Genomic DNA, 12453 nt, shown 5'->3' with positions numbered 1-12453 from the left:
CTAACACATCAATGAAAATATCAATTTCTGAAATAAAATCGTACGCGATTATTACTTTGGGATTGTTCATCTACAGCTTTGGATGGACAGCTTTTCTTATTCCTTCTGAGATTGTAGCAGGAGGCGTTGGAGGTATTGGTACCATTATTTATTATGCCACAGGAAAAGCAATCCCTGTAGGTTATTCATTTTTTGCCATTAATTCGGTTTTGATATTAATTGCACTCCGTATTTTGGGAAGTAGGTTTGGAATCAAAACCATATTTGCCATTGTTGTAGGCTCGGTTCTCTTAGCATTACAGCAACGTTGGATTACCGAGCCTTTAGTCGACGATAAATTTATGGCCAGTATCATTGGTGGTATTCTGGCTGGTGTTGGTGTTGGCATCACGATCACGCAAGGTGGAAGTACAGGAGGTACGGATATTGTTGCCATGATGATCAACAAATACAAAAACGTTGGCCCGGGTAGAATTATTCTTTACATCGATATTTTCATTATTGCATCGTCGTATTTTATATTTAAAGACATTTCAACCATCGTTTATGGGTATGTTGAAATGGCAATTGCTGCTTATACCATCGACATGATGATTTCCGGTTCAAAGCAATCGGCTCAACTTTTTATCATATCCCAACAACATGAAGATGTTGCTGAGAAATTGAGCGAAGTAACCGGTCGCGGACTTACCATGGTACATACCACTGGTTGGTATACCCGCGAAGAAACCAAAATGTTGATGATTGTTGTTCGAAAACATGAAACACAGCATGTATTCAAGGTAATTAAAGAAGTAGATCCGAAAGCATTTATCTCCATGGGAAGTGTAATGGGTGTTTACGGATTGGGTTTTGAAGAAATTAGAGCGTAAAACAGAGAAAATGGCGAATCAAAAAATCAGTTTATCAGAAAACATTCGTACCTATTTTATTATTACGGTAGGATTGCTAATTGGTGCATTGGCCTGGACCGGTTTTATTATCCCGGCAGGGATTGTAGGTTCGGGAGTAAGTGGTATTGCTACCATGATTTATTTCGTGACGGGAATTAAGGTAGGTTACAGTGTATTTTTAATCAATACGGTTTTCTTGCTGGTATCCTTGCGTGTTCTTGGTTTCTCTTTTGGAATCAAAACTCTGTATGGCATTACTGTCATCTCTTTTTTCCTTTGGTTGTTCCAGTCTATTATTACCGAACCCTTAGTTTCCGATCGGTTTATGTGTGCCATTATTGGTGGAATTATGGCTGGAGCAGGTGCCGGAATGATTTTATCGCGTGGTGGGAGTACAGGCGGAACAGATATTCTGGCCATGATGATCAACAAATACAAAAACTACAGTCCTGGTCAGTTGCTTCTCACCATTGATGTGATTATTATCTCCTCTTCTTACTTTTTGGAACAATCGATAGAGCAGGTAGTTTATGGTTTTGTTACCATGGGGGTGAGTGCATATTGTGTGGACATGATTATTGAAGGAAGCAAGCAGTCAGTTCAGATTGTTATTTTTACCCAGAAACCTGAATTGATTCGCAAAGAAGTAATTCATGGTTTGGATCAAGGCCTTACCATTATTAATGCAACTGGTGGATACAGCAAGGAAGATGTAAAAATTCTGATGGTATTGGCTAAAAAGCGCGATTCGCAATCCATCTTAAAAATGATCAAACTTGTAGATCCTGATGCATTTATTTCCCTTGGAAGTGTGATGGGTGTTTACGGGCAAGGCTTTGATAAAATCAAATCTTAACAATCAGCCTAAATTTTAATTATTAAAAAAGCTTAAATAGTAGAATTGATCGCCTCTTTCAGTTGTATGACTATAAAAATAGTTATACCTTTAGGCTCGAATTCAAAAAAGCCAAGATGAAAAAGTTCTTCAACTATAAAACACTTCTTATTGCAGGTGCCGTATTAGCAGGTCTAATCTTATTTAAAAAATTCAAGTCTGATGTTCCCGAAGAGGTAAAATCGGAAAGTCACCAGGCAATTGATTCCACCGAATTGGTTCCTGTTAATATGAAATACGGCTTTCCAATTGATGAGTTTGATGTTGAAGAAAGCAAAGTAAAAAGAAACCAAAGTCTCTCTACCATTTTAAGACAGTACGATGTTTCTTTTGCTGCCATCGATAAAATCGCAAAAAAGGCAAAAAAAGTATTCAATGTTCGCAGAATTAAATCGGGACGCGAATACTCGGTACTTTTTACCAAAGACAGTTTACAAACACCGGAGTATTTCATTTACGAAAATACACCTGTAGAATATATCGTATTCGATTTGCGCGATACTCTTCATGTTTACAAAGGAGAAAAGGAAATCGTTTACAAACGCAAGCAAATTAAAGGCACCATAGAAAGCTCGCTGTGGAATGCCATGGTTGAGGCCAAAGCCGATCCGGTCTTGTCTATCGAATTGTCGGAAATTTACGCCTGGACCATCGATTTCTTTGGCATTGGGAAAGGCGACGAATTCAATATTATTTATGAAGAAGCGTTCGTAGATGATGAACCCATTCATGACATCACAGTAATTGCGGCAAATTTTATTCACCACAAATCGGACAATTATGCATTTGCCTTTAGCGAAGGCGAAAAGGATGGCTTTTTCGATGAAGAAGGAAAAAGTCTGCAAAAAGCATTTCTAAAAGCACCTTTGCGTTATTCCAGAATTAGTTCAAGATTTTCGAACCGACGTTTTCACCCGGTATTAAAAAGATACAGGGCGCATCATGGTATCGATTATGCAGCGCCAACCGGAACTCCTGTTCACACCATTGGCGATGGTCTTATCATTAAAAAAGGATACCAGAAAAATGGTGGTGGCCGTTACCTTAAAATCAAGCACAACAGTGTTTACACAACCACCTACATGCATTTATCACGATTTGCAAAAGGAATGAAATCGGGAGTAAGAGTAAAACAAGGCCAAACCATTGGATACGTAGGTTCATCAGGACTTTCAACCGGTCCACATCTTGACTTTAGGGTTCATAAAAATGGATCGCCAATTAATCCATTAAGAATGAAATCGCCACCAGTTGCACCGGTAAAAGAGGAAAACAGGGCTCAATTTGAAACACTAAAAAACAAATTGATGCTGGAATTAAAGGGATTCGATGATATTCCTGAACAATTCCTACAGGATTCAGTTACCAACAATCTGGCAATTCAATAAAAAATAAAATGGAGCAATTACTTTAAAGTAGTTGCTCTATTACTTTAGGGAAGTGCTCATATTCCAGTTTGTGAATTTTCTGAGCTACATCTTCGGGAGTATCCGAACTTTCCAATGCACATTTGGCCTGGAAAACAATTTCGCCCTCATCGTATTTTTCGCTTACCATATGAATGGTAATCCCCGATTCCTTCTCCTGGTTGGCAACAACAGCCTTGTGTACATTCATTCCATACATTCCTTTCCCTCCGTATTTTGGCAATAAAGCAGGATGAATATTCACAATACGATTGGGGAACATTTGAATTAAATTTTCAGGTAATAACCATAAAAATCCGGCAAGCACCACAAAGTCAACTTTCATTTCTTTAAGGTAATCAATCACAATATTTGATTCCTTAAAGTCCTTTTTTGAGAAAATAAAAGAAGGAATTTGCAATTTTTCAGCTCTTTTTATCACATAAGCATCGGAATTATTTGTAAGAAAACAAACAATCTCAACATCTGTTTTCTCTTTAAAATATAAGGCAATATTTTCAGCATTAGTTCCTGATCCCGAAGCAAATACGGCAATTCTATTCATGGTAGTTTAGTTGTTTATTTTGTGTACCCAAAGGTATATAAAAGGCATTGGATGTAAAATAATTTCGCTGGAAAAGGAAAAAGAATTACATTTGTCCCCAACTTTGTGAAAAAGATTTGAATTATTTCAAGTAAATTTATTTCTTTGCACAGTTGAAAATTAATTAGTTTAATATTAATCATTTAAATTTTAAAGTTATGTCTGATATTGCATCTAGAGTAAAAGCTATCATTGTTGATAAGTTGGGTGTAGACGAAACTGAAGTAACTCCAGAAGCTAGCTTCACTAACGATCTAGGAGCTGACTCATTGGATACAGTTGAGCTAATCATGGAATTCGAGAAAGAATTTAACATCGCTATTCCAGATGATCAAGCAGAAAACATCGGTACAGTAGGTGACGCTGTTTCTTACATCGAAGAAAACGCTAAGTAATTATTAACCAGACCCTTTTTTATGGAATTTAGAAGAGTAGTAGTAACTGGGCTCGGAACAATTAACCCAATCGGTAATAGTATTGCCGAATATTGGGAGAATTTGGAGAATGGAGTAAGCGGTGCCGGAATGATCACTCATTTCGATGCTTCGAAATTCAAGACTCAGTTCGCCTGCGAGGTTAAAAATTTCGATGCTAAAGAGCATTTCGATCGCAAAGAGGTTCGCAAACTGGATTTATACACTCAGTATGCACTAGTAGCTGTTAAAGAAGCTATGGCTGATTGCGATTTAAATCTTGAGTCGGAAGATTTAACAAAAGCCGGAGTAATCTGGGGTTCTGGTATCGGCGGTATTAAAACTTTCTTAGATGAAGTTAAAGGATATGCAAACGGGGATGGAACTCCTCGTTTCTCTCCGTTTTTCATTCCTAAGATGATTTCGGATATTGCTGCCGGCCATATTTCGATGAAGTATGGATTCCAAGGACCAAACTACGGTACAGTTTCTGCATGCGCCTCCTCTTCACACGCTATTATTGATGCGATGAATTACATCCGTCTTGGTAAAGCTGATATCTTTATCACGGGTGGATCTGAAGCATCAGTTAATGAAGCAGGATTAGGTGGTTTTAATTCAATGCAGGCATTGTCTACCAACAACGAAGAGTATGCAACTGCATCTCGTCCTTTCTGTAAATCTCGTGACGGTTTCGTTATGGGTGAAGGAGCAGGCTGTTTAATTCTTGAAGAATACGAACACGCTAAGGCACGTGGAGCAAAAATTTATGCTGAAGTCGTTGGTGGAGGAATGTCCGGTGATGCTTATCACCTTACTGCAACTCACCCAGAAGGTAGAGGAGCCATTAACTCAATGACAATGGCTTTGAATGACGCAAACTTGAAACCAGAAGATGTCGACTATATTAACGTTCACGGAACATCAACTCCAGTTGGTGATATTCCTGAGACTAAGGCGGTACAATCTGTTTTCGGCGAGCATGCATATAATTTAAACATTAGTTCTACAAAATCGATGACAGGACACTTGTTAGGTGCTGCTGGATCTGTTGAAGCAATTGCTAGTATCTTAGCAATCAACAACCAAACAGTTCCTCCTACCATCAATCACAAGGAGCAGGATCCGGAAATCGATGAGAAACTAAACCTTACACTTCACAAAGCTCAAAAGCGCGAAATCAGAGCTGCTTTGAGTAATACTTTTGGTTTTGGCGGACACAATGCATCCGTAATTTTCAAATCATTCAGTAAATAATTTGTGATTAAGTCTATTATTCAATCCATAAAACTTTTTTTCTTTCCTAGAAGGGAGTTTTATGGATTGTTATTTGATTTTTTAGGGTTTTATCCCAATAAACCCGACTTGTATGAACTGGCTTTCATACACAAATCGGCTAGTATCCCAAAAGACGGTTACAATATGAATAATGAGCGCCTGGAATACCTTGGCGACGCAATTCTTGGTGCCGTAATTGCCGATATCTTATACAAGTACTTCCCAAATAAAGATGAAGGATTTTTAACACAAATCCGCTCTAAAATTGTGAGCAGGGAATCCTTAAACAAGCTTGCGCTGAAGTTAGGCCTGGATCAACATGTGGTGTCCAATGTAAATATGAACAACAACAAACATATTTACGGAGATGCTTTCGAAGCCTTAATCGGAGCAATTTATCTTGACCAGGGTTACCTGAAAACACGCATTTTTATCGAAGATAAAATCTTTAAGAAATACATTAACCTTGAAGAAGTAGTAACTGTTGAAACCAATTTCAAGAGTAAACTTATTGAGTGGGCTCAAAAGAACAAAAAAGATGTTTATTTTGACACACAGGAGGATGGTGTTGACAAAGCATTGCGTTTGCCTTTGTTTATTTCTGAAGTAGAAGTTGAAGAGGTAAAAATGGGTAAGGGAATTGGTACTTCCAAAAAAGAAGCACAACAGAAAGCAGCACGTGAGGCGCTAAAAAGAATCAACCAGAAAGAGCTGGCTTCCTAATTTCAATTGTTTTATTAATTACACCGTATGATTTAGGTTTGAACAAACCTGAACTGGGCTTGCTATATGCAATTCGAAGATAATTTTGGTGACTTAGAGGCACAAAAAAAAGGACGGTAACCACAACCGCCCTTTCATCTAACTATTAACCAAAATTTTTAATCAAGGAGATTGTTCCTTATAGATTCGCTCTCCGATAGCAAATATAGTATCAAATTATAAATCTCAAATAGCTTTTCAGTAAAAATTTGTTAAAATACCGATTTTTTGCCTTAATTATAATCAATCCTAATTTAGAGAAGCCTAAATCCTTAGTTTTTTTCCTAATAACAGACTTAATTTCCTGAACAGTAACAAACTTACACATCTTGTGTGTTAAAGATTGTTAAGTCATAATACTGGCATAATGATTTTTTTATCTTTGTATACATGAATCAGAAGTACATTTGGTTGGTTACGGTTGTTTTGTGTATCTCTTTATTTGGATTGATATTGGTCCAGATAAAATACTTTCAATCGGCATCAAAAATTAAAGAGGAACAGTTTAGCCTGATGGTGAGCAAGGCCCTGGATCAGGTCGTTTCAAAATTAGAACATGACGAAAAGGTTCAAACCATTTTGAAAGGCAACGGGTCAACCAATAGAGGAGATATTTCAACTTTCAACGAAAGTTCTACCATTTCCTTTAATATGGATGCAAAGCATCACAGGGCAACGGTTAGCATTTCGCACGAAAATAAAAACATCAATATTGCCGAAGGACCACTTAAGGCCGGCGGACTGGGATTAATTCCTGAACAATTTAACAAATCGCTCTCAAGCAGCAATCCCGGCATTAGTCAGTTTGCCGCAAAACTGCACAACGAAGGTCTGAAGTTGAGCGATCGTATCGATTTGAATGCCTTGCCAAAAATCATTGAGCAAAAATTGAAAGACAATGGCATTAAGTTGAACTTTGAGTATGCCATTAAGGTAACCAACGGAAAATTTGAGGCTGCGTCGAAAAATTATTTCAGAAATCCATCGGCACATCGAATTACGAAACCATTGTTCCCGAACGATTATTTCGCGAATTCCAATGTTCTGCATGTTTATTTCCCCGGACAGCAAAGGTATATGGTACAATCCTACTCTATGTTATTGCCATCTTTCTTCCTGACCCTGGTTCTGATTTTGTGTAGTGCCTTTACCATTTTTATCATTTTCCGTCAGAAGAAATTGTCGAAAATCAAGAATGATTTTATCAACAACATGACACATGAGTTCAAAACTCCAATTTCGACCATTTCGCTGGCATCGCAAATGCTAAAAGATAACAGTGTAACAACAACTCCTGCTTTTATCGATCACATTTCAAAAATTATTAACGACGAAAGCAAGAGACTGACCTATCAGGTTGAAAAAGTATTGCAAATGGCAATTTTCAACGAGGCCAGAATGAAATTGAAATTAAAACCAATTAATGTTCATAAAATAATTCAAAATTTATTACCTAACTTTACTATTAGAGTTGAAGATAAAAGTGGTAACATGTATCAAAATCTGGATGCCAGCAACGATTTAATTATGGCCGATGAAGTGCATGTTAGCAACGTTATCTCAAACCTGTTGGATAATGCAATTAAGTATTGTAAAGATACGCCCGAAATTAGCATTAGCACGAGGAACAAAGACAAGGGTGTTGTTATTTCGATTACCGATAATGGAATTGGGATCTCGAAAGAAGATCAGAAAATGGTATTCGAACGTTTCTTCCGTGTTCATACAGGAAATGTGCACAATGTAAAAGGCTTTGGACTGGGTTTATCCTATGTGAAAAAAGTAGTGGATGCACACCATGGTGAAGTTAATGTTGATAGTGTTCTCGAAAAGGGATCAAAATTTGAAGTATATCTTCCTCTAAAAAAATAGACGCAATGGAACAAGTTAAAATCTTATTAGCCGAAGACGATGCAAATCTAGGCCTTTTGCTTAAAGAATATTTAATCGCTAAAAATTATAATACCACGCTTTGCGAAGATGGCGACAAAGCTTACGACGAATTCTTAAAGAATCCATTCGACTTATGCATCTTCGATATCATGATGCCTCATCGCGATGGTTTCACTTTGGCAAAAGACATCAGATTAATCAATAGCGAAATTCCAATTATCTTCCTTACTGCAAAATCGATGAAAGAAGATGTTTTGGAAGGCTTTAAACTGGGTGCTGATGATTACATGACCAAGCCATTTAGCATGGAAGAACTTTTGGTGAGAATCGAGGCTGTTTTAAGAAGAACTGCTGGTGTAAAACCAGAAAACAACCAGGAAGAATTCAAACTTGGACGCTATACTTTCGATGCCAAAAAACAATACCTGGTAGATGGTGACAACACCATTAAACTAACTACCAAAGAGTCGGAGCTTCTAAAACTTCTTTGCAACAATGTAAACAAAGTATTGGAGCGTAACCTGGCTTTAAAAACCATTTGGTCTGACGATAATTATTTCAATGCCCGTAGTATGGATGTTTACATTACCAAGCTTCGTAAACACCTAAAAGAAGAGCCTAGCATCGAAATTATCAATGTACATGGTAAAGGATACAAACTGATTATGTAATTGCCTTATATATCAAAAAAAAGCTGCTTTTTAAGGCAGCTTTTTTTATAGGAATGAATTTCTATTCTTTTTCCTTTTTTGTCTTTTTCCTCTTGATCTTTTTCACCTTTTTTCCATCCTTCTCTTCTACTTCCACCTCTACTTCAACTTCCACATTATGGTCGCCCGAAATTTTTTCGATCCAAACATTATCATCTCCTGAGCTCTTGATCTTAATAATTTTCACGCCATCCTCTTCGCTAATTTCAACATCGTCGTCGTCGTTAATAATGATCACCTTTTTCCCTTTTCCCCCGTGGAATGGCATCACACGCATTTTGTGCTTGCCACCATGTAGCATTTCGATGTGGATATCTTTGGAAATACATGAATCGCCCGAATGAAAGAATACATTTCCTTCCTTATCCGAAAACTTAAATTTCTTCATCATTTTCTTTACATCTCCATCGAATGTAGAATCGGTACTAAACACAAAACTTTCGATTTTTTTGGAATGCGTTCCGTGCTTCTTGTCATCGCCCGAAAACCAAACCATATGCTTTCTCATTAATGAATCAGGCACACCTTTTAATTCAATAATTTTCATGATTTCATCATGATCTTTGTGCTCATGAAAAATGGTATCTATTACAGTTTCTTTTCCATCTTCAATAACTTTTACCTTAACATGTACTTCATGCTTTTCCTTTTTCTCATCTTTTTCCTGAGCCTGGCTACTTTGTGCCACAAGTAAAAAAGCAGAAAACATCATTAATAAGAGTGATAATCGTTTCATAATAGTTGTATTTAAATTTGACCTTTATTATCTATTTTCAAAATTATCATACAACTGAAAAAAAGGCAGTTAAGCTTTAGCTAAAAAGAGTTAAAGAAAGGTTAAAGTGTTTAGATAAAAGTTAGAAGGAGAAAGGCAAAAGCAACAGTTGTAAATTATATTAACACCTATAATCTGGACCTATTGCATAAAAAAACTGCCCGAAAATTCGAGCAGTTTATATCTTATATCATAAGGCATTTTGCTTTTGGCTAATACCTATAAGCTTATCTTAGTCTAATTTCAGAACCGCAAGGAAAGCTTTCTGTGGTACTTCTACATTACCCACCTGCTTCATACGCTTCTTCCCTTTCTTCTGCTTCTCTAAAAGTTTACGCTTACGCGTGATATCACCACCATAACATTTTGCAGTTACATCCTTACGAACGGCTTTAACAGTCTCTCTCGAGATAATCTTAGCTCCAATCGCACCCTGAATGGCAATATCGAACTGCTGACGTGGGATCAACTCTTTCAGCTTCTCACACATTCTTCTACCAAATGCCTGTGCATTGTCGAAATGAATCAAAGTAGAAAGGGCATCTACACCTTCACCATTCAACAGAATATCCAGTTTCACCAATTTTGCCGGACGGAATCCGATCTGGAAATAATCGAAGGAAGCATATCCTTTCGAAATACTCTTTAGCTTATCGTAAAAATCGAATACAATCTCGCCCAAAGGCATTTCGTAAGTCAACTCTACTCTATCGCTGGTAAGGTATTGCTGATTGGTCATGATACCACGTTTGCTCATACAAAGTGTCATCAACGGACCAACAAATTCCGATTTAGAAATAATTTGTGCACGAATGAAAGGTTCTTCGATAAAATCCAATGCATTCGGATCTGGCATATCCGAAGGGTTGTGCATCTCGAACTCATCTCCTTTCTTGGTATGTGCAATATACGATACGTTAGGAACTGTTGTAATCACGTTCATATCGAACTCACGATCCAAACGTTCCTGTACAATTTCCATGTGTAACAAACCAAGGAATCCACAGCGGAATCCAAAACCAAGTGCCAATGACGATTCAGGCTCAAAAGTAAGCGAAGCATCATTCAACTTCAGTTTTTCCATGGCAGCGCGCAAGTCTTCGTAATCTTCCGAATCGATTGGGTAAACACCTGCAAATACCATTGGTTTTACTTCCTCGAATCCTTCAATTGCCGAATCGCACGGATTGGCTTTGTGTGTAATGGTATCACCCACTTTTACCTCGGTAGAAGTTTTAATACCTGAAATAATGTAACCTACATCACCAGTCTTCAGAACTTTTCTTGGTTCCTGGCTCAATCGTAACACACCAATTTCATCGGCCTGGTATTCTTTTTCGGTATTTACGAATTTTACCAAATCACCTTTGCTGATTTCTCCATTCAAAATTCGGATGTAGGTAATAATTCCTCGGAAAGAGTTGTATTCCGAATCGAAAATCAAAGCCTGAAGTGGTGCATCAGGATCTCCTTCAGGAGCTGGAACACGCTCTACAATGGCTTCCAAAATTTCTGGTACACCTTCACCGGTTTTACCACTGGCAGCCAAAATCTCACTCTCGTCGCATCCCAAAAGATCTACAATCTGATCTTTTACATCTTCAGGGTTTGCATTTGGCAAGTCGATCTTGTTCAGAATTGGAATAATTTCCAAATCGTTCTCAATCGCCAAATAAAGATTTGAGATGGTTTGTGCCTGAATTCCCTGGGTGGCATCAACAATCAAAAGCGCACCTTCGCAGGCTGCAATCGATCTTGATACTTCATAAGAGAAGTCAACGTGACCCGGGGTATCAATCAGGTTTAAGGTGTACTTTTCTTTATCACGCATGTAATCCATCTGGATGGCATGACTCTTAATGGTAATCCCACGCTCGCGCTCCAAATCCATATCATCCAATACCTGAGCTTGTTTCTCACGATCAGAAATGGTGTTGGTAACGTCTAACAAACGATCGGCCAGGGTAGATTTCCCGTGGTCGATGTGGGCTATGATGCAAAAATTTCGAATGTTCTTCATTGTCAATTACGAATTACGAATTAGAAATTACGAATTGTATATCACAAATTACGAAAGCTTTTCGGTTCTATTCGCAATAGGTAATTATAAATTCCTAATTGAATCCGCAAAGATATTTAATTCCTTGGACTTTGGAAAGTTGATTTGCGAAATCGCATCGAAGAAATTGGGAATTAAGAAAATGTGATGATTCCCAGCAAAAAAAGTAGCAAATTAAAGCTTGAATGCAGCATGACAAGCATGAAAAAATACATTCTCTCCTCTTGCTTTAAAAAGGTAGTAAATAGATTATCGCGCCATCCACGCACCCAATAACTCGCCAAATTCGAAAACCTGCATGCCTACAAAGGTCATCAATGCTAATAGACAGGTCAACTCTTCCTTGCTTAATTTTATTCTCTTCATCGTATTCTAATTTTTTAATTTCTTTTTTAAGTATTTTCCCATAAGCAATAAGCTTATTCCAATACTATTGCACAACAATCCCATTATTATAAACACAGGGTCTGCACCTATTAATATTCTTGTAATTAGGTATACGCCTAATAAACACAACAGTGCAGATAAAGCATGTATAAAAATAATGGTATACTTCATATCTGAATATCTATTTAGACTTTAGTTTGATACCACTTACCATTAATACTGTGGCCAACAAAAAAAAGTATAACCAAATTAATATTCTTACTCGTAGAAATTGATAAAAAGCTATATTCCTGTGTTTTCACCGACAAGATTGTATCGAAAAAAAACACCAGGCATAGTGTTCCCAGTAGGAAAAATATGTTGGTGATAAATTTAAAT

General features: G+C 37.3%; 11 protein-coding genes. 8 read left to right on the top strand and 3 right to left on the bottom strand.

Annotated features, from left to right (window positions below):
- Positions 1-11 precede the first annotated feature (11 nt).
- The 3 genes from ELS83_RS17910 to ELS83_RS17900 all read left to right on the top strand — a co-directional run bounded on the left by ELS83_RS17910 (position 12) and on the right by ELS83_RS17900 (position 3176).
- Entirely contained in the window at positions 12-872 is an 861-nt protein-coding gene (locus ELS83_RS17910; protein WP_171596918.1) for a YitT family protein, read from the top strand.
- 10 nt (positions 873-882) lie between these two features.
- Positions 883-1749, top strand: coding sequence for a YitT family protein (locus tag ELS83_RS17905; RefSeq protein ID WP_171596917.1), 867 nt, complete (start codon positions 883-885; stop codon positions 1747-1749).
- A 116-nt stretch (positions 1750-1865) separates the two neighbouring features.
- Positions 1866-3176, top strand: coding sequence for a M23 family metallopeptidase (locus ELS83_RS17900; protein WP_171596916.1), 1311 nt, complete (start codon positions 1866-1868; stop codon positions 3174-3176).
- Between the two features lie 22 nt (positions 3177-3198).
- Here the strand turns inward: ELS83_RS17900 and purN are convergent, their stop codons facing one another.
- Positions 3199-3759 (bottom strand): phosphoribosylglycinamide formyltransferase, encoded by a 561-nt coding sequence (gene purN, locus ELS83_RS17895; protein ID WP_171596915.1) that lies wholly within the window; start codon positions 3757-3759, stop codon positions 3199-3201.
- A gap of 197 nt (positions 3760-3956) precedes the next feature.
- Here purN and ELS83_RS17890 point away from each other — a divergent pair, with 197 nt between their 5' ends.
- From ELS83_RS17890 to rprY, 5 genes are all read left to right on the top strand, one after another.
- A complete protein-coding gene (locus ELS83_RS17890; protein WP_054718918.1) occupies positions 3957-4193 on the top strand; it encodes an acyl carrier protein in 237 nt (78 codons plus the stop codon).
- A gap of 21 nt (positions 4194-4214) precedes the next feature.
- Positions 4215-5468, top strand: a complete 1254-nt coding sequence (gene fabF / locus ELS83_RS17885; protein WP_171596914.1) for a beta-ketoacyl-ACP synthase II — start codon at positions 4215-4217, stop codon at positions 5466-5468.
- Positions 5469-5471: 3 nt separating this feature from the next.
- Positions 5472-6212, top strand: coding sequence for a ribonuclease III (gene rnc / locus ELS83_RS17880; RefSeq protein ID WP_171596913.1), 741 nt, complete (start codon positions 5472-5474; stop codon positions 6210-6212).
- A gap of 429 nt (positions 6213-6641) precedes the next feature.
- Positions 6642-8123, top strand: a complete 1482-nt coding sequence (locus ELS83_RS17875; RefSeq protein WP_171596912.1) for a sensor histidine kinase — start codon at positions 6642-6644, stop codon at positions 8121-8123.
- A gap of 5 nt (positions 8124-8128) precedes the next feature.
- Positions 8129-8815, top strand: coding sequence for a response regulator transcription factor RprY (gene rprY / locus ELS83_RS17870; protein WP_171596911.1), 687 nt, complete (start codon positions 8129-8131; stop codon positions 8813-8815).
- A 61-nt stretch (positions 8816-8876) separates the two neighbouring features.
- Here rprY and ELS83_RS17865 read toward each other — a convergent pair whose 3' ends face one another.
- The gene (locus tag ELS83_RS17865) at positions 8877-9590 is read right to left on the bottom strand and encodes a hypothetical protein (RefSeq protein WP_171596910.1); all 714 of its coding nucleotides are present in this window, start codon (positions 9588-9590) and stop codon (positions 8877-8879) included.
- 271 nt (positions 9591-9861) lie between these two features.
- Positions 9862-11649, bottom strand: a complete 1788-nt coding sequence (gene lepA / locus ELS83_RS17860) for a translation elongation factor 4 (protein WP_171596909.1) — start codon at positions 11647-11649, stop codon at positions 9862-9864.
- Positions 11650-12453 lie beyond the last annotated feature (804 nt).

Origin of the sequence: Marinifilum caeruleilacunae (assembly GCF_013141825.1) — a bacterium.
Taxonomy (GTDB): domain Bacteria; phylum Bacteroidota; class Bacteroidia; order Bacteroidales; family Marinifilaceae; genus Marinifilum; species Marinifilum caeruleilacunae.
This window is presented reverse-complemented; position numbering and strand designations above follow the sequence as displayed.